General features: G+C 72.6%; 23 protein-coding genes and 2 pseudogenes. 14 read left to right on the top strand and 11 right to left on the bottom strand.

Annotated features, from left to right (window positions below; genetic code table 11):
• The 6 genes from RM780_RS24250 to RM780_RS24225 all read left to right on the top strand — a co-directional run.
• Positions 1–393, top strand: a 393-nt coding sequence (locus RM780_RS24250; protein WP_311633014.1) for an EF-hand domain-containing protein, incomplete at its 5' end; no start/stop codon positions are given.
• 81 nt (positions 394–474) lie between these two features.
• Entirely contained in the window at positions 475–696 is a 222-nt protein-coding gene (locus RM780_RS24245; protein ID WP_311633013.1) for a hypothetical protein, read from the top strand.
• Positions 693–1223: an RNA polymerase sigma factor gene (locus RM780_RS24240; RefSeq protein WP_311633012.1), complete on the top strand. Its 531-nt coding sequence runs from the start codon at positions 693–695 to the stop codon at positions 1221–1223. The genes RM780_RS24245 and RM780_RS24240 overlap by 4 nt, the downstream gene beginning before the upstream one ends.
• Positions 1220–1993, top strand: coding sequence for a hypothetical protein (locus RM780_RS24235; protein ID WP_311633011.1), 774 nt, complete (start codon positions 1220–1222; stop codon positions 1991–1993). Before RM780_RS24240 ends, RM780_RS24235 begins: the two co-directional genes overlap by 4 nt.
• 39 nt (positions 1994–2032) lie before the next feature.
• Positions 2033–2719, top strand: coding sequence for a class I SAM-dependent DNA methyltransferase (locus tag RM780_RS24230; RefSeq protein ID WP_311633010.1), 687 nt, complete (start codon positions 2033–2035; stop codon positions 2717–2719).
• Positions 2716–3135, top strand: a complete 420-nt coding sequence (locus tag RM780_RS24225) for a DUF3224 domain-containing protein (protein ID WP_311633009.1) — start codon at positions 2716–2718, stop codon at positions 3133–3135. The genes RM780_RS24230 and RM780_RS24225 overlap by 4 nt, the downstream gene beginning before the upstream one ends.
• A gap of 90 nt (positions 3136–3225) precedes the next feature.
• On the opposite strand, the gene RM780_RS24220 is transcribed toward RM780_RS24225, so the two are convergent.
• Entirely contained in the window at positions 3226–3468 is a 243-nt protein-coding gene (locus RM780_RS24220) for a DUF397 domain-containing protein (protein ID WP_311633008.1), read from the bottom strand.
• Positions 3465–3704, bottom strand: a pseudogene (locus RM780_RS24215) (Scr1 family TA system antitoxin-like transcriptional regulator); the annotation flags it as partial. The gene RM780_RS24220 and the pseudogene RM780_RS24215, both read right to left, overlap by 4 nt.
• A 62-nt stretch (positions 3705–3766) precedes the next feature.
• Between RM780_RS24215 and RM780_RS24210 the strand changes: the two are divergent.
• The 6 genes from RM780_RS24210 (at position 3767) to RM780_RS24185 (ending at position 8208) form a co-directional block, all read left to right on the top strand.
• Positions 3767–4093, top strand: a complete 327-nt coding sequence (locus RM780_RS24210; RefSeq protein ID WP_311633007.1) for a hypothetical protein — start codon at positions 3767–3769, stop codon at positions 4091–4093.
• A complete protein-coding gene (locus tag RM780_RS24205; protein ID WP_311633006.1) occupies positions 4086–4352 on the top strand; it encodes a hypothetical protein in 267 nt (88 codons plus the stop codon). Before RM780_RS24210 ends, RM780_RS24205 begins: the two co-directional genes overlap by 8 nt.
• Before the next feature lie 5 nt (positions 4353–4357).
• The gene (locus RM780_RS24200; protein ID WP_311633005.1) at positions 4358–5050 is read left to right on the top strand and encodes a hypothetical protein; all 693 of its coding nucleotides are present in this window, start codon (positions 4358–4360) and stop codon (positions 5048–5050) included.
• A gap of 334 nt (positions 5051–5384) precedes the next feature.
• Complete coding sequence (locus tag RM780_RS24195; RefSeq protein WP_311633004.1) at positions 5385–5738, top strand: type VII secretion target; 354 nt, start codon at positions 5385–5387, stop codon at positions 5736–5738.
• Positions 5738–7663, top strand: coding sequence for an alpha/beta hydrolase (locus tag RM780_RS24190; RefSeq protein WP_311633003.1), 1926 nt, complete (start codon positions 5738–5740; stop codon positions 7661–7663). Before RM780_RS24195 ends, RM780_RS24190 begins: the two co-directional genes overlap by 1 nt.
• A 35-nt stretch (positions 7664–7698) precedes the next feature.
• Entirely contained in the window at positions 7699–8208 is a 510-nt protein-coding gene (locus RM780_RS24185) for a hypothetical protein (RefSeq protein WP_311633002.1), read from the top strand.
• A 21-nt stretch (positions 8209–8229) separates the two neighbouring features.
• Here RM780_RS24185 and RM780_RS24180 read toward each other — a convergent pair whose 3' ends face one another.
• The gene (locus RM780_RS24180) at positions 8230–9090 is read right to left on the bottom strand and encodes an LLM class flavin-dependent oxidoreductase (RefSeq protein ID WP_311633001.1); all 861 of its coding nucleotides are present in this window, start codon (positions 9088–9090) and stop codon (positions 8230–8232) included.
• Positions 9091–9375: 285 nt separating this feature from the next.
• On the opposite strand from RM780_RS24180, the gene RM780_RS24175 reads away from it, so the two are divergent.
• Positions 9376–11100: a pentapeptide repeat-containing protein gene (locus RM780_RS24175; RefSeq protein ID WP_311633000.1), complete on the top strand. Its 1725-nt coding sequence runs from the start codon at positions 9376–9378 to the stop codon at positions 11098–11100.
• A 31-nt stretch (positions 11101–11131) separates the two neighbouring features.
• Here RM780_RS24175 and RM780_RS24170 read toward each other — a convergent pair whose 3' ends face one another.
• On the bottom strand, positions 11132–12319 hold the full coding sequence (locus RM780_RS24170) for a serine hydrolase domain-containing protein (protein WP_311632999.1): 1188 nt from the start codon (positions 12317–12319) through the stop codon (positions 11132–11134).
• A gap of 164 nt (positions 12320–12483) precedes the next feature.
• Positions 12484–12612, bottom strand: a pseudogene (locus tag RM780_RS27990) (transcriptional regulator); the annotation flags it as partial.
• 101 nt (positions 12613–12713) lie between these two features.
• Between RM780_RS27990 and RM780_RS24160 the strand changes: the two are divergent.
• The gene (locus RM780_RS24160) at positions 12714–13112 is read left to right on the top strand and encodes a DUF3224 domain-containing protein (RefSeq protein ID WP_311632998.1); all 399 of its coding nucleotides are present in this window, start codon (positions 12714–12716) and stop codon (positions 13110–13112) included.
• Between the two features lie 23 nt (positions 13113–13135).
• Here RM780_RS24160 and RM780_RS24155 read toward each other — a convergent pair whose 3' ends face one another.
• The 6 genes from RM780_RS24155 to RM780_RS24130 form a co-directional block, all read right to left on the bottom strand.
• On the bottom strand, positions 13136–14302 hold the full coding sequence (locus tag RM780_RS24155; RefSeq protein WP_311632997.1) for a hypothetical protein: 1167 nt from the start codon (positions 14300–14302) through the stop codon (positions 13136–13138).
• A 499-nt stretch (positions 14303–14801) separates the two neighbouring features.
• A complete protein-coding gene (locus RM780_RS24150) occupies positions 14802–15545 on the bottom strand; it encodes an ABC transporter permease subunit (protein ID WP_311632996.1) in 744 nt (247 codons plus the stop codon).
• Between the two features lie 38 nt (positions 15546–15583).
• Entirely contained in the window at positions 15584–16501 is a 918-nt protein-coding gene (locus RM780_RS24145) for an ABC transporter ATP-binding protein (protein ID WP_311632995.1), read from the bottom strand.
• A gap of 6 nt (positions 16502–16507) precedes the next feature.
• A complete protein-coding gene (locus tag RM780_RS24140) occupies positions 16508–17422 on the bottom strand; it encodes an ABC transporter permease subunit (RefSeq protein ID WP_311632994.1) in 915 nt (304 codons plus the stop codon).
• Positions 17419–18345: an ABC transporter ATP-binding protein gene (locus RM780_RS24135; protein ID WP_311633016.1), complete on the bottom strand. Its 927-nt coding sequence runs from the start codon at positions 18343–18345 to the stop codon at positions 17419–17421. Before RM780_RS24135 ends, RM780_RS24140 begins: the two co-directional genes overlap by 4 nt.
• A 230-nt stretch (positions 18346–18575) precedes the next feature.
• Positions 18576–19457, bottom strand: a complete 882-nt coding sequence (locus tag RM780_RS24130; protein ID WP_311632993.1) for a class I SAM-dependent methyltransferase — start codon at positions 19455–19457, stop codon at positions 18576–18578.
• Between the last annotated feature and the right edge of the window lie 84 nt (positions 19458–19541).

Below are 19541 nucleotides of genomic sequence, written 5' to 3'. Positions count from 1 at the left end.
GTGTACGAGGCGTTCGACGCCTGGTGGCGGCAGTTGAGCGCCACCATGGACACCGACCGGGACGGAACGGTCGGCCGGGCCGAGTTCGTGGCCGCCACGATCGCCGCCGTGGACCGGGACCCCGGCTACCTCGAGCATGGCCTGCACCTGGCCGTGCGCGCCATGTTCCGCGCCGCGGACGCCGACGGCAGCGGCCACCTGTGCGCCGACGAGTACCGCGCCCTGTTCGGCGGCTCCCGCGTCCACCCCGCCGAACTCAACCACGGCTTCCGCGAGTTGGACGCGGACGGGGACGGGCGCATCACCGAGGAGGAGTTCGTGCGGGCGTTCACCGACTACTTCACGGCCAGGGCGGAAACGGCCGCCGGGACGCGAATGTTCGGCCGTCCCTGAGCGCCAACTGGCGTGCCATGTCACGGATTTCGGTGTGCGGGCCACTAGGAAGCGGCAGAGTCGTTTCGAGGGAAGGGGGCCGTGGTGGATCCGGTCCTGGTGTCCGCCGTCGTGGCGGGGGTCGGCGGGGTGGTGGGCTGTGTGACGCGCGTGGCGGCCATCCGGGCGCGAGTGCGGGTGGCGCAGATCGCGGCGGAGGGGATGACGGCCCGGGTGCGGGCGCTGCCGCCCGGGGCCGGGCTGGAGGAGACGGCGGGCGGGCACCGGGTGTGCGTCACGCGGACCCGTCCGGAACGCCGGTGACGGGGCAACGCACGTCCCCGATCGCCGTCGTGTGCCGCGCCGAGTACGTGCCGCTGCTGCGGTTCCTGGCCTATCAGGGCGCGACCCGCAGCGAGGCGGAGGACGCCGTGCAGGAGGCGTTCGCCGCCGCGTGCGCGCCCGGGACGTGGGTGGACGTCGCCTCGCCCCGGGCGTGGCTGCGGACCGTCGCCTTTCGGGCCTGGCTGCGGCGCGACGCGCGCGTCCCCGAGGAGCCGCGCCCCGACCTGCTGGTCCGGGAGGACGCGGACGTCTGCGACTGGCCGACCCCCGAGTCGGCGGCGGAGCTGCGCTCCGAGCACGCCGAGGTGATCGGCCTCCTGCGTGAACTTCCGCCCAAGCAGCGGGCGGTGATGGCCCTGAGTCTGGACGGGTTCACGACGGAGGAGATCGGCCGCGTCCTCGACATCGCGCCGGAGGCCGTCCGCCAGAACCTGCACCGGGCGAGGGGAGAGCTCAAGGAGCGGCTACGCCTGTGGGACCGGGAGGAAGGGAGGCAGCGCACGTGAACCGACGCACGGGGGGCGACGCCGCGCTGGACGCCCTGCTCCGCGAGGCGCACGCGGCCTTCGGCGCCGCCCTGGCCCGGGAGGCGCGTCCCCCGCAGCCGGACGCACGAGCGGACCCGGAAACGGCGGAGGACGCGGACCTCGATGCGCTGCTGCACCAGGCGCACGCGGCCTTCGGCATTGCCCTCGCACGCGGCGCGTCCGAGGCGCCTGGCGCGCCCGACGCCGGGATTCGCCTGGCCGCACGGGGCGACTTGCTCGCGGCCTGGCTGGCTGTGAAACGCGCACGCGACCTGGCACGCGATTTCGCAGCCTTCCGGCCCGGGAGCCCGGGGTTCGCCGAACAGGAGGCGGGCCGGGTGCTCGCGTATCTCGAAAAGGCCCAGCGGAAGGTCCTGCCCTACTGGTTCCTGCTGCCGGGCCTGGGCCGACGGCTCTCGGAGGCCATCGAGACGATCGAGGACATGCGTCGCATCGCGCAGGGGAGCTGGTCCGACGGGGCCGGCCGGTCGGCCGCAGCCGGGCAAGCGCGAACGGCGGTCAGGCTCCTGTCCCCCGCCCTGTCGCAACTGCGCCGAGCCGTCCACGAGTTCCGGGGCGCCGACCTGCGGGGCGCCCCGATGAGCAGGGACGTGCCCCTGGACGGCATCCGCTGGGACGACTCCACCCGGTGGCCGCCCGAGTGGGCGGAACGCGTCCGGCAGGCGTCCGTGCGCAGTGACGACGGCACGTACACCGTTCGTGCCTGGACGGGCGGGGTGACCGTGTGAGCCGCCCCTCGGGGGACGGGCGTCGGTGAGAATCGGGGCATGGATGAGGCTGGGTTTTTGCGGGCCACGCGGGAGTCGTATGACGCCGTTGCCGAGGTGTATGGGGAGATCGCCCGGGACGAGTTGGGGGAACGGCCGCTGGCGCGGGGGATGTTGATGGCGTTCGCGGAGTTCGTGCGCGGGCCGGTGGTGGAGATGGGGGCCGGGCCGGGGCAGGTGGCCGCGTATCTGCACGGGCTGGGGGTGGATGTGCGGGGGATCGATCTGTCGCCCGCGATGGTGGCGCTGGCGCGGCGGGAGCATCCCGGGGTTCGGTACGACGTGGGGTCGATGACGGAGCTGGGGGTGGAGGACGGGAGTCTGGGCGGGCTGGTCGCCTGGTACTCGCTGATTCACATCCCGCCGGAGCTGCGGCCCGAGGTGCTGGCCGGGTTCCACCGGGCGCTGGCGCCGGGTGGGCATCTGCTGCTGGCGTTCCAAGTCGGGGACGGGCACGTGCACTTCGACGCGGCCTTCGGGGAGGCCGTGGATCTGGACTTCCACCGGATGGATCCGGAGCGGCTGGAAGGGCAGTTGGAGGAGGCCGGGTTCGAGGTCCGGGCGAGCCTGGTGCGCAGGCCGGAGCCGACGACCTGGGGGCCGCACGAGAAGACGCCGCACGCGCACATGATCGCCCGCAAGGCTCCGCTGCCCGGCGAGGTCCCGCCCGTACCATCGGCGCCATGAGAGCTTCCGGGATCTTCACCGTCCACGCGTTCACGCCCGCCGAGCCGACGCCGGCCCCCGCTTCCGCGGGGGCCGTCACCACCGGGACCCCGGTGGGGCTGGCGACGATGGAGAAGCGTTACGAGGGCGAGGTGATCGGCCGTTCGACGACGCTGTTCACCGCCGCCTTCGACCAGGCGAGCGGCGTGGGCACGTACGTGGCCATGGAGTCCTTCGAGGGCTCGCTGAACGGCCGGAGCGGGACGTTCAACTACGCCCACTCCGCGACGACTTCCGGCAGCGACCGCACCGCCGAGTTCTTCGTCGTCGTGCCGTCGAGCGGGACCGGGGAGCTGGCCGGGATCACCGGCTCCGGGGGGATGGCGGTGGATGCGGACGGCACGCACCGGGTGTGGTTCGACTACGAGCTGGGCTGACGCGCCCCGCCGGGTGAGCAAGTCCACGGCGGGGGCGGGGAGTTATCCACAGGTTGTGCACAGGATGTGCATACCGGCGGGTCGGGGCGGTCAGCGGCGGGCGTAGGAGAGGAAGGCGGTCCAGGCGGCGGGGGTGGCCGCGAAGGAGGGGCGGGTAACGTCCTTGGAGTCGCGGACGTGTATGGCGTGGGGGCAGGGGGCGACCTCGACGCAGTCGCCGCCGTCCCCGGCGCTGTAGCTCGACTTCCGCCAGTCGTAGGCGACTTCGACGCAGTCGCCGCCGTCGCCAAGGCTGTAGCTGCTCTTGAACCAGGATAGTTCGCTGCTGTTCACAGTGCTCCCGCGATCTTCTCGATCAACTCTGCCGACTCCAGCGGGGAGAGGGCCTGCGCCCGCAGGATGCCATACCGCTCGGCGAGCAGGGCCACCCGCTTCCGGTCGGAGATGAGCTGGGTGCCAGCCTGGTGCTCGATGTAGGCCACCAGGCGGTGCTCCCTGGTGGTCAGCAGGGTCAAGTAGCCGTGCAGTCCGACGTGTTCCTCGCGGTCGCTCGGCATCACCTGGATCTGGACGCGGTTGAGACCTCGGGTGTTCCCTCCGGCAGACCGGGACCTTCTTCGACGCGGTGCGGGTGGCGGGCGAGTCCGGCCACGAGGTCGCCACGGAGCTGGCCGCGCGCTGTGACGGCGAACCGGGCCCGGTGATCGGGGAGTTGCTCGGTGAGCGGTGGCTGTACTTCGTGCTGCCGCCCGGGACGGTGGCCTCCTACGGCTGGCCGTCGCTGGCGCAGGTCTACGCGGCGCCGCCCGTTGACACGGTGACGTGGATGGGCGTTCCGGCGCTGTCGGGGGACACGTGGCCGCTGTTCTGGTTCGCGCGGCCGACGCTGGAGCGGCCGTTCGTGGAGGCCCGGATGCTGCACCAGATCGTGCGCGAGGTGGCGGGCCGGGATGCGTGAGGAGGGGGCGGCGGCCGTTGCGGTGCCGGTGACGGTGGACGCGAAGACGGTGCGGTGTGGTGACCAGATCCTCGTGGGGGGCCAACTGTTCACCGTGCGGGACATGGTGGCGCTGCCGCGTGGGGGGCGGCGGCTGGAATTCACCAGCGGCGAGCACTTCGCGCTGCGCGCGGAGACGGTTCTGTGGGCGACGCGGTTGATCCGGCCGGCGCATCGGGGTGGCCCGCGCTGGGCTTTCCGGGCACGGCGGGGGGCGTGAGGCGGATGGACGACGAGAAGGTGCTGTGCGAGTCGCGGACGCTGCGCGGGACTCTGGCGTCGCGCACGGATGCGCTGGACCGGGTGAAGGCGCTGGCGGTGCTGCCGGATGGGCTGCACGTGACGACGGAGATGGTGGCGGCGTACTTCGTTGTCCACAGGGACATCGTGAGCAAGGTGACCCAGCGGCATCGCAAGGAGCTGGCGGTGAACGGCCTGGTGGTCCTCAGGGGCGCTGACCTGCAACGTTTTAAGAGGGACATCTTGTCCCTCTATCCGGGAAGTTATCCACAGCCCCCGGCGAACCTCACGCTCTACACCCGCCGGACGGTCCTCAACATCGCGATGTTGCTGCGGGACAGCGAGGTGGCGCGGGAGGTGCGGAGGTACTTGCTGGAGGTGGAGGAGGCGGCGCGCGGCGGGGCGTTGGAGCCGCGTGTGCGGAACCTGGAGTCGGCGATGGCGGAGGTCGGCCCGGCGTTGCGCGAGCTGGGGCCGGTGCTGCACCGGATGAGCACGCGGCTGGAATGCGTCGAGCACCGGATGGACGCCGTGGAGCACCGGGTGGGCGCCGTCGAGCGGCGGGTGGAGAACACGGAGCGGATCATGGCGGCGATGAGCAGGCAGCTCGCGGACATCGCGAGCGACGTGAAGGAGATCCGGTACCGGCCTCACCGGCTGCCGCGCCGGTCGGGGTGAGGGGCATCCCGGTCATCCACAGGGGGTTATCCACAAGGGGCGCAGAGGGGGGCTCGGAGGCGCTGTGACCTGCGGGGATCTTAGAGGGTCAACTTGACCATCTAAGGGAGAAGTTATCCACAGGGTTCGGCGGAGGGGCGTTTTAGAGTGACAGGCCGTCACTCTATGGAGCACCGGAGGGCGGAAAGAGGGACAGCGTGTCCCTCTTTTCGTGCTGTGGGCCATGAGTAGGAGTACTCATGGCCCGGGGGCCGTGCGTTGCTAGCCTGGCGCAGTGCGGCGGTGGCCGCGTGTGACCGGAGTTGGCGGCTCAAAGGGCACAGGGGGTGGGGCGATGGCGGCTGGGGCCGAGGGCGCGGGCTGGGCCGACCTGGATGTCGATACGGACATGCTGGAACAGCTCGCGCGCAGGAGCGAACGCCTGGTGCGGAACCTGGACAGCGCGCTGTCGGGAGTTCGCGGAGAGGGCGCCGGGGCCGTGGCGACCTCGGCGGGGCTGACCTCGCTGAGCAGACTCGAACGGGTCTCCCGGAGTTGGGAGGCCCGGTTGGGCGCGGTCCGCCAGGAGTGCGTGACCATGGGCGAGGCACTGGGCACAGCGGCCGGGATGCTGGTGGCCACCGAGGACGGCATCCGGGGTGCGATCGGGGCCGCTGAGGCTCGCATGCCCGGCAGCGGCGGCGACTGATGCTGACGGTCACGCAGCTCCAGGATGTTCCCGTCGAATGGATCAACTCCGTCGCGAGTGGCTGGCACCGGGCCGGCCGCGACGCCGAGGACTCCCGGGACTTCATCGGTCAGGCGTTCCTCGCGCCGTTGGCGGACTCTTCGGGTGAGACCGTGGACACCGCCCGCGACCGCCTCCGCCTCATCTCGGACAACTGCGAGTATGCCCGCCAGCAGTGTGCGCTGGTGGCCACGACGCTGGAGTCGCTCGCCGACCGGATGGCCGAGCTCAAGCGCGAGCTGCGCAGCGCGCTCGGCGAGGCGGAGGCGGCGGGGTACCAGGTGGGGGACGACGGGAGCGTCAGTTACCCCGCTGCTGAGGGGGGCGGGAATGAGCTTCCGCTGCCCTTGCTGCCCGGCGGCTCCGGGTCTGGTTCGGCCGAGTCCTTCGAGGCGGGGACGGCCCGGCCCTCTCCGTTGCCGGACTATCTGGGCGGCGTGTTCACGGGCGCCCGCGGCCCCCATGGTGAGGCGGCGCAGCTCCTCGCCAACCGGATCGGGAGGCTGCTGGCCCAGGCCGGTGAGTGCGACGAGCAGATCGCCGCCGCGCTGGGCGAGTTGACCACCCGGGAGACGCTGACGGTCTCCGATGCCACCTGGTTGGATGCACAGGCGGATGCCGAGGCGGTCGTCGGGGCTTCCGGGGCTGCGCCGGACTCCCTGATTCCCGAGGACGGTACGCCGGCGGACAACCGCTCCTGGTGGGACGGCCTCTCGCGCGAGGAACAGGCGAGCGTGATCGCCCTCTTCCCGGCCGAAGTCGGCGCCCTCGACGGCCTTCCGGCCGAGGCGCGCGACCAGGCGAACCGTGCGGTCCTGCGGATGGAGGAGGCGAGGCTCGACCGGGAAGTCGCCCGTCTCGACGCCGAACTGGCTCGCAACGCCGCTCGCCAGGAGGAGGCGATGTGGAACCGGCACGAACTCGCGCCGCTCCGGCAGGAGGAGGAAGAGCTGGCGGCGCGACGTGACCATCTCCAACGGCAGTTGGAAGGTATGGGCCTCGTGCAGGAGCACCTCGACACCGCCGGCCAGGACGGCCGCCCGGAGGCGTTTCTGCTGGGGATCGGCGTGGACGATGAGGAGGGGCGTTTCATCCTGGCGAACGGAAACCCGGACACGGCCGACCATACGGCGGTATACGTCCCGGGGACGGGGGCGGGGCTGGCTTCGGCGGGGACGGAGATCAACCGCGCGAGGGACATGTGGCTCGATTCCCACAGCGTTTCTCCCGGAGAGGAGGTCTCGACCATCGCGTGGGTTGGCTACGACGCCCCGGATAATGCGAATCCCTTCTCGGCCGGCGATCTCCTGCTTCCGGACGCGGCGCAAGAATCCTATGCCCGCGACGCCGCCCCGGTGCTTCGCGATTTCACCGGCGGCCTTCAAGCGGCCCGGGATGGGGACACGGGCCACACCACATTGGTCGGGCACAGCTACGGAAGTACGGTGATCGGAGCCGCCACACAGGTGGGGGACGGGGCCATCGCCGATGACATCCTCGTAGCGGGGAGCCCGGGCATGCTGGTGGACAGTGCCGAGGACCTCGGGGTCGGGGGTGAACACGTGTGGGCCATGGCAGGTCCCGTGTTCGCCGACCCGTCCCTTTCCGTGGATACCAGTGACATGATCGAATACGACCGAACGCCCTTCGGTCCGATCCTCGACTTCAACGCGCCATCCATCGATTGGCCGAACATCGGCGATATCGTCCCACTGGCGGGCGCTCCATTTCTGGGACCGAGAGTGCCGTCCATGGAATCCTTCGGCGCGAATATCGTTCCGACCGATTCGCTCAATCACAGTGACTACTGGGTTCTCGGCTCGCGAAGTCTGAGGAATCAGGCTCTGGTCATCACCGAGAGAACAGATTTGATGGTAACGGAATGAGGACTATCCGTTGGAAGCACACGCTCGTGAGTGGCGTGGCAGTCGCGCTGGCATTGACTGCGGGGTGCAGTGACGTGCAGGAGCAGGAGCCACCGGGCGATAACACCCCCACGGTGAAGGCTGTCGACAACGCACGCTCGGAGGCACGGGATCTGTCCAGTCGCCTTTACGAGTGGACAGGCATCGAAGGGCGGACCACCGAGCCGGGCCCCGTTGTATCGAACTGCGAATCCGACGCACACGACGAGACGCTCTACGTGATGCGGCACCCTTGGACCATCTACGACACCGCCGCAGAGACGCTGGAGCGGGGGTTCAACAATCTTCGGGATCGTATGGAACAGGAAGATGGCTGGGAGCTCCGTGTCGATGAGGTAGAGAACAATCAGGACCAGACGCCTCATCTGCTGTTCGTCAACCGGGATCTGGAGTATGCCGTGGATGTCTGGCTGACCGGAAGGAACGGAGACAACCCCCAACTGGAAATCTGGACCCAGTCCGCCTGCTTCCGCACCCCCGACGGGGAGACTCGCAACGGCAGTTGAGGCGGGGCGGCAGGCCCGGTGTCACAGCGTCGCCTCCGCGAAGCGGTCCGGCTGGGAGGGGTCGGGGGACCAGCAGTAGAAGATGGTTTCGTCGGCGCCCAGGGAGTGGAAGTGGGCGGCTGTTTCGCGGACTTGCTGGGGGGTGGTGAGGAGGTCGTTCGCGATGCGGTCGGCGGTGCCGGTGAAGGCGTAGTAGTGGCGGATGGCGGCGCGGGCCTCGTTGACGGTGGTCGGGGGGCCGAGGGCCGCGTTGGCCTGGGCGACGAGGCGGGGGGTGCCGGGGCGTTCGGCGGCTTGCCAGGCTTCGCGGGCCTGGCGGAAGAGGCGTTCGACGTGGCCGGGGGCGTGGGCGGAGGCGAGGAAGCCGTCGCCCCAGCGGGCCATGCGGGCGAAGGCGGCGGGCGCGAAGCCGCCGACCAGGATTTCGGGGCCGCCGGGTGTGGCCGGGGGCGGGCCGATGGGGTGTTCGGACTCGCCGCGCCAGATGCGGCGCAGGCCGTCCAGTTGCTCGTCCATCAGGCGGCCCCGGCGGCGCGCGTCCACGCCGGCCGCCGCGTAGTCGTCCTCGCGGGAGCCGATGCCCACGCCGAGGGTGAAGCGGCCGGGGGCCAGGCGGTCGAGCGTGGCGGCCTGCTTGGCGAGCACGGCGGTACCCCGCAGCGGGGCGAGCAGCACCTCGGTCTGGACCCGGATGCGGGTGGTGACGGCGGCGATCGCGGCGAGGGTGACCAGGGGTTCGGGGTTGTCGTGGACCAGGCGGTCCAGGAGGCCGAGGGTGCTCAGCGGTCCGGCGTCGGCGCGGCGGGCCCAGTCGAGGAGGGTGGCGGGGTCGGCGGGGGGCAGGCCTAGGCCGACCTTGGGGCTGGGGTTGCTGAGGTCCATGGGGTCAGGTTCCTACGAATGGGGCGCGGTCGCATGCGAGATGCTGGGCGCATGGCCTCTCCCGGACCCGCGCCCGAGCCCCGTCCCGTGCCGGAGCCGCCGCCGTGGCCGCACTGCGGGCGGGGGGCCGACCCGGCGGGTGATCCGGTGGGGTGCCGGGGGGTGGTGGCGGAGGGGTGGACGGCGTGCCTGGCGCATGTGGGCGCGGCGGAGCGGAGCATGCGGGTCGCCGTCATGAGGGGTCGTGGGCAGATCGATTGCCGGGGGACGAGGTTCACGGCCGAGATGCTGCGGGAGGTGCTGGCCGTGCTGCGCCAAGAGCCGTCCGAGAGACCGGAGTTCGTTACCGCGCGCTTCGCGGGCGCGGAGTTCGTGGAGGACACGGACTTCTCGTGGGTGCGTTTCGGGGGCGCGCTGGACTTCAAGGGCGCGCGCTTCGCGGGTGGGGTGTCATTCCGCGAGGCGCGCTTCTCGGGGCTGGCGCTCTTTGAGAAGGCGTCCTTCGCGGGGGACGTCGAGTTCCGGGGGGCGGACTTCGAAGGCCTGGTGTCGTTCGCGGACGCGGCGTTTGGGGGACGGGTCGACTTCGGCAGAGCGGGGTTGAAGAGAGACGCGAACTTCCTGCGCGCCACATTCTCCCGCGACGCCTCCTTTGAGCGTGTGCGGTTCGGGGAGGCGATCTTCGTGAAGGCGGACTTCGCGGGCGAAGTCTCCTTCTCCCACGGGGCCTTCTCGGGGCTCACGCTGTTCGACGAAGCCTCGTTCGCCGCCCGGGCCGACTTCTCCTCGGTCGGCTTCGGCGGCGAAGTGTCCTTCTCCGCAGCGCGGTTCGGGGCAGCGGGAACGTTCTCCGGGGCCGCCTTCCAGGGGCGGGCCCCGTTCGACGGGGCGACCTTCGTGGGAAGCGCTACGTTCGACGAGGCAAGGTTTCACACCGCGCCCGAGCTGGGACCGTTCACCTGCGGCGGGGAAACGCGCCTGGACGGTGCGGTGTTCGACGTGCCGGTGACGATAGAGATCGCGGGCGGGCGCGTCGTGTGCAGGCGGACCCGGTGGGAGAACACGGCCACGCTGCGGCTGCGGCGCGCGTCGATCGACTTGCGGGACGCGGTGCTCAACGCGCCCGTGGCCGTGATCGCGCATCCGACGCCGTTCGAGCAGGGCGGGCGTCCGCTGTCGGAGGAGTTGCTCGCCGGGGAGGATCCCGGCGTCCGCGTGCTGTCGGTGAGCGGCGTGGACGCGGCGATGCTGGTGCTGGCGGGGACGGACGTGAGCGAGTGCGTGTTCGGCGGGGCGTTCCATCTGGACCAGATACGGCTGGAGGGACGGATCACGTTCTGGCGCGCGCCCCCGGGGTGGCGGACGCGGCGGCGGGTGCTGGCGGAGGAACGCGACTGGCGGGCGTTGCGGGGGCAGTGGCCCGGACGGGACTCCGGGCCGCCGCGGGAGCTGGTGCCGGGGCCCGCGGCCATTGCGGCGACGTACCGGCATCTGCGGAAGGCGCTGGAGGACGGGAAGAACGAGCCGGGGGCGGCGGCCTTCTACTACGGCGAGTGCGAGATGCGGCGGCACGACCGGGAGGGGACGCCTGCCGTGGAGCGGTGGCTGCTGACGGCGTACTGGGCGCTGTCGGGGTACGGGCTGCGGGCCTTGCGGGCGCTGGCCTGGCTGGTGGCGGCGATGGCGGCGACCGTGCTGGTGATGGCGCTGTGGGGGCTGCCCGCGGAGTCGCCTCGGCCGGAGTTCGCGGGGCGGGTCGGGGCGGACGGGGAGGTCGCGCTGACCTCGGACACGCCGCCGCCGGTCAATCCCCGGGGCGGGCTGGGGGAACGGCTGACCGGGGAGCGGGCGGAGCGGGCGTTGCGGGTCGTGATCAACTCGGTGGTGTTCCGGTCCTCGGGGCAGGAGCTGACGACGGCGGGGACGTACACCGAGATGGGGTCGCGGCTGGTGGAGCCGGTGCTGCTGGGGCTGGCGGTGCTGGCGGTGCGGGCGCGGGTGAAGCGGTGAGCGCCGTTGGCGGAAGGGCCGGCGGGCGCGGTCAGCCGCAGAGGGCGCCGATGAGGTGGAGGGCGATGGCCTCGTCGGCGGGGTGCGGTTCGAGGGCGCCGGTGGACTCGTCCACGGACTGGTAGCCCTGCTGCGTGACGCCGATCGCGGCCTGGCGCTCGCCGTCCGGGGCGGCGAAGACCTGGGTGCCCGAGCCCCACACCCGGCCGTCGTGGCCCCAGAACGTGCCGCAGGGCAGCCCGACCGGGTAGATGCCCAGGCCGTAGGCGCCGAGGACCTGGCCGTCGGGGGTCTCGATGGGGACGGTGCTCAGCATCGCGTCCAGGGAGGCCGGGGTGAGGAGTTCGCCGTCGAAGAGGGCGTCGTAGAAGCGGGTGAGGTCCTCCATGGTGGAGAGCAGCGCCCCGGCGGTCCAGACGTAGGAGGGGTCGTAGACGGTGACGTCGAGCGGCGGGTCGAGCAGGCCGTAAAGCCCCTCGTAGAGTCGGGCGTTGGGGCCCGGGATCGCGGCCGAGACCGGGAGGGTGGTGTGGCGCAGGCCGGCGGGGCGGATGACGTGGCGGGTGATGAACGCCTCGGCGGTCGTTCCGGTGACGCGCTCCAGCAGGAGGCCGGCGAGGATGTAATTGGTGTTCGCGTAGGAGTGGCGCTCGCCGGGCGCGCCCGGGGGCGGGGCTGAGAGGCCGATGCGGACCAGCTCCTCGGGGGCGAACCGGCGGTGGCGGTACTCCGCGACGCTCTCCACGGTGGGGTAGAGGAGGTCGTCGTAGTCGGCGATGCCGCTGGTGTGGTTCAGCAGCATGCGGATGGTGACGGCCGGGTCCAGGCCCTGGGCCTCCAGCGCGGGGAGGTGGCGGGCGACGGGATCGTCCAGGCCGATGCGGCCGGTCTCGGCCAGGCGGAGCACGGCGACGGCGGTGAACGTCTTGGTGACGGAGCCCACCCGGTGCACCATCCCGGGCGTGACGGGGCGGCCGGTGCGGGTGTCGGCCACGCCGGCCGCGCCGCGCCAGCGGTCCTCGCCCCGGGTCGCGGCGGCGTAGGTGCCGTGGATGCCGGCCTCGTGGACGGCGGCGAGGGTGGTGCGCAGGGCGGCGGGGTCGAGGCGGTCGGCGCGGTCGGCGCGGTCCGCGCGGTCGGGGGCGGTGGGGCGGGCGGCGGGGTCGGCGTTCGCCGGTGCGGCGGCCGTCGCGAGCAGCGTTCCCGCCACCAGGGCCATGAGGCAACGTCCCGCCCAGCGCCGCCGGTTGCGCATGCGTATCCCCCCGCTCGCTCAAGTCCCTTCATCGTACGTTGCGTTGGCGTAGCGGCGGGCGAGTTCGCCGTGGTGCGGGCGAGGGCGGCGCGGAGGGGTTCGGGGCCGGTGACCTCGGCCTCGGTGCCGAGGCGGAGGAGGTCGGCCACGGCGATGGGCTCGGATTCGACGGGGAGGCGGCAGGTGCTCCAGCCGTCGGGGCCCGGGGGCGGGGCCTCGGCCAGGGCGCGGGCGCCGGCGGCGGCGCCGAAGAGCATCGGCGAGGGTGGTCACGCACGGACGGAACGAGCGGAAAGACAGAGAAAGGCACGGGCATGGGGACGATGACGGAGACCGGCGGGCACTTCACCTTCGAGGGGTGGGAGGAGACCGCGCGCTCGGTTCGGAGGGGGCGGACGGCGTCACGCCTCGGCTGGCGCGGGCCACGGTGACGAACCACTTCTCCGGCGGGATCGAGGCGGCGGACACGCGATGCCTGTACGCGATCGCCTACCTGTCGGAGACGACCGGGGCCTTCACCGGCCTGGAGCGGGTGGCCGGGCGGCTGAACGGGCGGGAGGGGGCGTTCGTCCTGGAGGAGCGCGGCAGCTTCGAGCCGGACGGGTCGGTGCGCTGTTCCTTCGAGGTGGTGCCGGGGTCGGGGACCGGGGAGCTGGCGGGGCTGCGCGGCAGCGGCCGTTTCGTGCACCGGCAGGGGGAGGAGAAGGTGGCCTACACGTTCGCGTACTCGTGGGAGGCGGAGGGGCGCGAGGGCTGAACGACCGTGGCGGGGGCGGGCGTTCAGGCCGGGGGGCCCTCGTCGGGGATGCGGAGGACGCGACCGCGGACGCACGGGCCGGTGTCGGTCGCGGACAGGTCGGTCCAGGCGATGAACGCGCTCTGGCCGGCCGCCGGGTCGGGGACGGTGGCCGCGGCGACGTCGAAGCGCTCGCCGGGGTCCTGGGCGCTGAGCTGCATCGGGGCGTCCAGGGAGCCGTGGGTGGTGGAGATCACCTTGGCCATCACCGCGTGGCCCTCGCCCGTGGCGGCGTCCTTCTGGACCCACGCGGCCAGGAAGCAGCTTCCGGCGAGGGGGGCGAGGGCGGGGTCGGTGCAACTGAGGCCGGGGCCGGAGCAGGCGGGGACGCCGGGCTCGGCGAGGTCGCCGTCCTTGGCCAGGACGTTGGTCTCCACGCTGGTGCGGGACCGGTCGGGGCTGACGCGCTCGTGGGCGATGACGAACTGCTCGTTCGGCAGGGCGGCCACGGCCTTGCCTCCGCCGGCGAAGCCGCTCAGGCGGGGGACGGTCTCGCCGGTGACGGCGGCGCCGTCGAAGGTCAGCACGCGCAGGGTGATCGCGCCGCCGGCCAGGAGGCTGGGGTCGCTGCGCCAGCCGATCACGCAATTGCCGTCCAGGCGGGCGGCGAAGGGGCCGGTGTGGAATCCGGTGGTCGCGCTGACCGGGAATTCCGGGCCCTGGGGGGTGCCGTCGAAGGCGTAACGGCGGGCGAGGATGCGGCGGTCGGGGGCGGCGTTCACCCAGGCGACCAGGAAACCGGCGTCGATGAGGTGGGTGACGGCGGGGCCGCTTTCGGGGTCGATGTCGGCGCTGCTGATCTGCTCGACGCCGCCGAGGGGGTGGCCGTCGCGGTCGAAGCGGCGCATCTTCACGTGGGGGCGGGGGCCGGGAATGCTCGATGGTCTTTCGACCCAGGCCACGAAGGCGCCGGTCAGGGGGTTGGCGGCGATGACGGGCTGCTCCCTGAGGGTGTTGGGGGCGGCCGGGTCGGGCTCGCTGACGGGGAATTCGCCGGTGGCGGGGGTGCCGTCGGTGCGGAAGAGGCGGCCCTTGATGGCGGCGTCGCTGGTGTCGCTCCAGACGACGAAATAGAGGCTCGTGCCGAGGGCGGCCACGGAGGGGTTGCTCTGGATTCCCGCGGTGGTGGTGTTGATGAGGAAGTCGTTCATGCCGCCGCTTCTTTCGTTGCCGCGCGGGGGTGGGGGGCGCCTTCCTTTTCACCGTAACGGCGGCTGCGGGATTCCGCGTGGCGGGGCGGCGCGGTGCCCTGCGGGCGGCCAGGAACGACGGCCTGCGTCCGGCCGGGGGCGGTCACCCGGACGGCGGAACGAGTTGCCCTGCGGGCCGCGTGACGCCGGGGCGGGCCCGGGAGGCGCGGCCCCGGACGGCGGAGGCGGAGGGCGGGGGCCCGGTGGGGCCGCCGCGGCCGGGCGGGCGGTGACTCCGGCTCGCCGCGCGGGCGCGCAGGGCGGGCGGCGGGGCGAGGGGCGAAGCGCCCCGGCGGGCCGGGCGGCCGAGGCCGGGCCGGGGCGGGGCGGGGCCAAGGGCGCGGCCCGGTCGGCCGAGGCCGGGAGCCGGGGCCGGGGGCGCAGCCCGGGCTTCCCGCGCGGGCGCGCAGGGCGGACGCGGGGGCGGCCGAGGCCAAGGTCCCCGGCCCCCCGCCAGGGGTCAGCCCTCAGCCGCCGCCTTGAGGGAACGCAGGCGCTCCCCCGCGTACCAGGTGCCCAGGATGGTGGCCACGGCGAGGAGGGTCAGGCCGGTGGGGAGGGAGACCTCCGAAGTGATGTCGGCGCCGTCGGCCGCCACGCGTTCGGCCAGGGAGAGGGACCACTGCTGGACGGAGAGGGCGCGGGCGCCGGAGACCAGGCTGCCGAAGAGGGCCTCCCAGACGAGGGCGTAGATGAGGCCGAAGACGACGGCGTTGCGCGAGACCGTGCCCAGCAGCAGGAAGATCGCGCTGTAGGCGACCGAGGCCACGGCGGCGGCCACGGTGAAGGCGCTGGCGATGCGCTCGCCGTTGCCGTTGAGGATCATGCCGGCCAGCAGGATCGGCAGCGTGGTGAACGCGATGGTCACCGAGATGGAGACCAGCAGCTTGGTGAGCACGATGGTGCGCCGGCTCAGGGGCTTGGACAGCAGGTAGACGATCGAGCCGTCGTCGATCTCGGGCGCGATCGCGCCGGTCCCGGCGATGACGCCGATCAGCGGCACCATCGAGGCCAGCGCGAAGCCGCCCAGGATCTCGGTCGCGGCGTCGTCGTCCGCGCCGCCGAGCGCGCGCACCGCGACCGCGATGATCAGCAGCAGGACGGGCAGCGCGAGCAGGATCAGCGACCGGCGGCGGCCCAGCAGGGCGCGGTAGGTGAGCCGGGCCACGGTGGGGTGGTAGACGGCGGAGGTCAGGGAGGACATCGCGGAAACCTCGGGCTTCTCGGAGAGGGGCGGGCCGGTCAGGCGCTGACGAGGTAGGAGAAGACGCTCTCCAGCGACTCGTCGGAGGGCGAGACGGTCAGGAGCCTGACCCCGGCGTCGCGGGCCAGGACGGGGAGCCGGGTGGTGAACCGGCCGAAGTCCACGGCCTGGACGATCAGCGCCTCCTCCCCCGCGTCGAACTCGATGCCGCTGGTGGAGGGGTCGGCGATCAGCGCGGCGGCCAGCGTCCGGTCGTCGCTGGAACGCACGAGGTAGCGGTGGGGCCGGTCGGTCATCAGCCGCCGGATCCTGCGGTAGTCGCCCGAGGCGGCGTGGCGCCCGGCGACGATCACCTCGATGTGGGTGGCGAGCTGTTCGACCTCCTCCAGGATGTGGGAGGAGAAGAGCACCGTGCGGCCGTCGTCGCCCATCCTGCGCAGCAGGTCCATCAGGTGCATCCGCTGCCGGGGGTCCATGCCGTTGAACGGCTCGTCCAGCAGCAGCACCGAGGGCTCGTGCACCAGGGCCGAGGCCATCTTCACGCGCTGCCGCATGCCCTTGGAGTAGGTGGAGATGCGGCGGTCGGCCGCGTCCTCCATCTCGACGGTGGCCAGGGCGGCGCGGGCGGCGGCGCCGGGGTCGGGCAGGCCGTGCAGCTCGGCGTTGGCGAGGACGAACTCCTGGCCCGAGAGGTAGTCGTACATGCCCTCGCGCTCGGGCACGAGGCCGATCTGCCGGTACGCCTCGGCGTTGCGCCAGATCGGGCGGTCGTCGAGAGTGACGGTGCCGGAGGAGGGGGCGAGGAAGCCGCTCATCATGTGGATGAGGGTGGACTTCCCGGCGCCGTTGGGGCCCAGCAGGCCGGTGACGCCGGGGCCGATGTCCATGGAGACGTCGTTGACGGCGACGACGTTGCCGTACCACCGGGAGGCGGCGGCGATGTGCAGGGTGGTCATGATCGCTCAGGCCGCCTTCCGGTAGCGGCGCATCAGCAGGGCGCCGCTGAGGACGATGAGGAGCGCGGTGACCAGCAGGTAGAGCGGGGTCTCCGCGCCGGAGGGTGCGGTGTTGCCGGGGAACTCGGTCTGCCCGCCCAGGAACGCGGCCTGGAGGCCGTCCATCAGGGAGCCGGGCGAGAAGAGGCCGATCCAGCCGACCGCGTCCGCGTTGCCCTGCTCCCAGGCCACGGCCTGGAGGGCGGAGACGGCGAAGTAGGGGATGCTCAGCACGGCGATGATCGCGGCCACGCCGAAGCCGCGGCGCGGGGTGAGCGAGGCGACGAGCAGCGCGACGGAGGCGTGCAGGACGGCGAAGACCGCGGCGGCGACCAGGCCCTGGGCGTAGTCCTCGGTCTGGGCGGCGAAGCCCAGCTCCGCCAGGAGGCCGCCGGCGTAGGAGATGGTCAGCGGCAGCGCGATGAAGAGGAAGAGCGCGGCGACCAGGGCGGCGAACTTGGCCGCCACGTAGTCGGTGCGGTCGATGGGGCGGGAGAAGTAGAGCGGGAGCGTCTTGAACCGCAGGTCGAGGGAGACCATCTGCGGGGCGGCCAGGGCGATGTAGAGGCCGAGGATCGGCTGCATGAACAGCGCGTAGCTGGTGTACGCGATGGGCAGCTCGTCGGTGCCCACGGTGACGGCGACCGCGACCATCACGATGGCGGGGACCGCCATGATCACGGCCAGGCCCATCGGAAGGACCTTGCTCCGGGCGGAGCGGCCCAGGCCGTACGCGCCGCGCAGCGAGTGCACGAAGAGGGAGCGGCGGGCGTAGGAGGCGCCCAGGCGCTTGCCCGCGTAGCGGCGGTAGCCGATGTCGTGAATCCGGGCGTCGGGGCGGGCGCCCGCGCCCTGGGCGGCGGGCGGGGTGGTGGCGTTCACCGGGGGTCCTCCTCGCGGGTCTGGAAGACCTCGGCGATGTGGTGGCGGCGTTGTTCGATGCGGACCAGGCCGAGGCCGAGGTCGGCGATGGCGTCGCGGACCGCGTCGTAGACGGACTCGTCGGTGGCGTCCAGGTGCAGGACGTGGCCGCCGCCGGGGACGGCCGTCAGGCCGCGCGCCGCCAGGGCCTCGGTCAGGGCCCGGGTGCCGTCGGGGTGGGCGTCGGTGTCGGTGACCTCCACGGCCACCGAGGCCGTGGCCTGCGTGAAGGTGGCCGTGGCCTGGGAACGCAGCAGCCGGCCGCCGTCGATGACGACGATGTGGTCGCTGGTGCGCTCCAGCTCGCCCAGCAGGTGCGAGGTCACCAGCACGGAGATGCCGAAGTCGGTGTGGATGCGGCGGATGAGGCCCAGCATCTCGTCGCGGCCGGCCGGGTCCAGGCCGTTGGTCGGCTCGTCCAGGAGCACCAGCTTGGGGTCGTGGACGAGGGCCTGGGCCAGCTTCACGCGCTGCTTCATGCCCGTGGAGTAGCCGCCCATGGGGCGGTACCGCTCCTCGTGGAGCCCTACGTGGCGCAGCGTGTCGGCGGTGCGCTCGCGGGCGGCCGGGCGGGGCAGGCCGGACATCCGGGCCATGTGCACGACGAACTCGGTGGCCGAGACGTCGGGCGGCAGGCAGTCGTGCTCGGGCATGTACCCGACCTGCTCGCGGATGGCGCCGCCCTCCCGGGCGGAGTTCAGGCCCAGGACGGAGGCGGTGCCCTCGGTGGCGGGGGCCAGGCCCAGCAGGATCTTGATCAGGGTGGACTTGCCGGCGCCGTTGGCGCCCACCAGGCCGGTCACGCCGGGCCCGATGTCGAGGGTCAGCCCGGCCAGCGCGGTCACCTTGGGGTACCGCTTGGTGAGGCCCTCGGCCCTGATCACGCTCCGGGGGGCCGCGCCGGCCGCCCCGGCGGCCGTGCGTGCGGTCGTACTGTCGGTCGCGGTCACGTCCACGACGGTAGTGGCGGGCGCGGGCCGGCCGCGTCCGCCTGGGGTCGGTCAATCGGCGCCGCTCCCTTAGGGGAATCCCCACCCTGGGAACGACCCACCCCCTCCTCGCGTCGTAGCCGCGCCTCCTCCTGGGCGGGGACCGGCGCGGGGACCGGCGTGGGCTACTCGGCGCGGAGGAAGGCGCTCGTGGTCACCTTGCCGAGCTTGGTCAGGCGGGTCGTTCCGTTGGCCAGGTGCTCGTCCGTGGCCTCCTTGACGCCCGGCCACACGCGGTCGTCGTAGTCGTCGATCACCACGATCGCGCCGGGGGCGGCCAGCTCCTCGACCCACTCCAGGTCGGCCCGCACGCCCGCCGCCGAGTGGTCGCCGTCGACGATGATGACGCCGAACTTCTCCCCCGCGAGCTTGGCGTGGATCTCCTGGTCCGTGGAGTAGCCGCGCAGCAGCCGGACGCGGTCGGCGGGGACGCCCGCGTAGTGCAGGTTGGCGCGGACGATCTCCTCGCTGATCGGCGTGCCCGAGGCGTCCACGGTGATCTCCATCTCCTCCTGGAGCTGCACCGGCGCGATGGGGTCCACGATCGTGAGCTGGTACGGGATGCCGGCCCGCAGCATCTGGCGGGCCAGGCCGCCGATGAAGAGGCCGTAGAGCGTGCCGATCTCCAGCACCTCGCCGTTCGGCGGGCTCAGCAGCGGGGTGGTGGCCAGCTTGCCCAGGATGTTGGAGGTGCCGCCCGCGATCCGGCCCACGCCGCGGTTCTCCACGTCCACCAGCGTCCGGTACGCCTGCACCACGGCCCGGCGGGCGTGGCGCTCGCCGGTGACCTCCGCGACCTGCTGCGCCACGGCGTTCAGCTGGGCCGGGCTGGGGTGGCGGTTGAAGCGGCGGCCGTCGCTGCCCAGCAGCAGCTCGGTCGTGTGCTGCTGGTCCTTGAGGCGGCGCAGCTCCTCCCGGGTACTGCCCAGCTCCTTGCGCAGCTTGCGGTCCAGGCGCTGGTCGATCCGGGTCATCAGGGGGCGCGCTGCTTTGCTGAGGAGGCTCATGTCCCGACGCTAGTGGCCCCCGCGGGCGGGGGACCACCCCTACATCTGAACGTCAGGTCCCTCTTGTGGTCTCTTCATTCATGG

The sequence above is a fragment of the Streptomyces boetiae genome, assembly GCF_031845405.1.
Classification (GTDB): domain Bacteria; phylum Actinomycetota; class Actinomycetes; order Streptomycetales; family Streptomycetaceae; genus Streptomyces; species Streptomyces boetiae.
The sequence above is the reverse complement of the archived record's forward strand: the minus strand, read 5'-3'. Positions and strand labels throughout refer to the sequence as shown.

Excerpts from the sequence above, each read along its gene's own strand:
- RM780_RS24225 (WP_311633009.1), top strand. The coding sequence starts at position 2,716 with ATGAGAGCTTCCGGGATCTTCACCGTCCACGCGTTCACGCCCGCCGAG.
- RM780_RS24180 (WP_311633001.1), bottom strand. The coding sequence starts at position 9,090 with ATGGACCTCAGCAACCCCAGCCCCAAGGTCGGCCTAGGCCTGCCCCCC.
- RM780_RS24145 (WP_311632995.1), bottom strand. The coding sequence starts at position 16,501 with ATGACCACCCTGCACATCGCCGCCGCCTCCCGGTGGTACGGCAACGTC.
- RM780_RS24170 (WP_311632999.1), bottom strand. The coding sequence starts at position 12,319 with ATGGCCCTGGTGGCGGGAACGCTGCTCGCGACGGCCGCCGCACCGGCG.
- RM780_RS24190 (WP_311633003.1), top strand. The coding sequence starts at position 5,738 with ATGCTGACGGTCACGCAGCTCCAGGATGTTCCCGTCGAATGGATCAAC.
- RM780_RS24155 (WP_311632997.1), bottom strand. The coding sequence starts at position 14,302 with ATGAACGACTTCCTCATCAACACCACCACCGCGGGAATCCAGAGCAAC.
- RM780_RS24130 (WP_311632993.1), bottom strand. The coding sequence starts at position 19,457 with ATGAGCCTCCTCAGCAAAGCAGCGCGCCCCCTGATGACCCGGATCGAC.
- RM780_RS24200 (WP_311633005.1), top strand. The coding sequence starts at position 4,358 with ATGGACGACGAGAAGGTGCTGTGCGAGTCGCGGACGCTGCGCGGGACT.
- RM780_RS24175 (WP_311633000.1), top strand. The coding sequence starts at position 9,376 with ATGCTGCGGGAGGTGCTGGCCGTGCTGCGCCAAGAGCCGTCCGAGAGA.
- RM780_RS24230 (WP_311633010.1), top strand. The coding sequence starts at position 2,033 with ATGGATGAGGCTGGGTTTTTGCGGGCCACGCGGGAGTCGTATGACGCC.
- RM780_RS24195 (WP_311633004.1), top strand. The coding sequence starts at position 5,385 with ATGGCGGCTGGGGCCGAGGGCGCGGGCTGGGCCGACCTGGATGTCGAT.
- RM780_RS24150 (WP_311632996.1), bottom strand. The coding sequence starts at position 15,545 with ATGTCCTCCCTGACCTCCGCCGTCTACCACCCCACCGTGGCCCGGCTC.
- RM780_RS24205 (WP_311633006.1), top strand. The coding sequence starts at position 4,086 with ATGCGTGAGGAGGGGGCGGCGGCCGTTGCGGTGCCGGTGACGGTGGAC.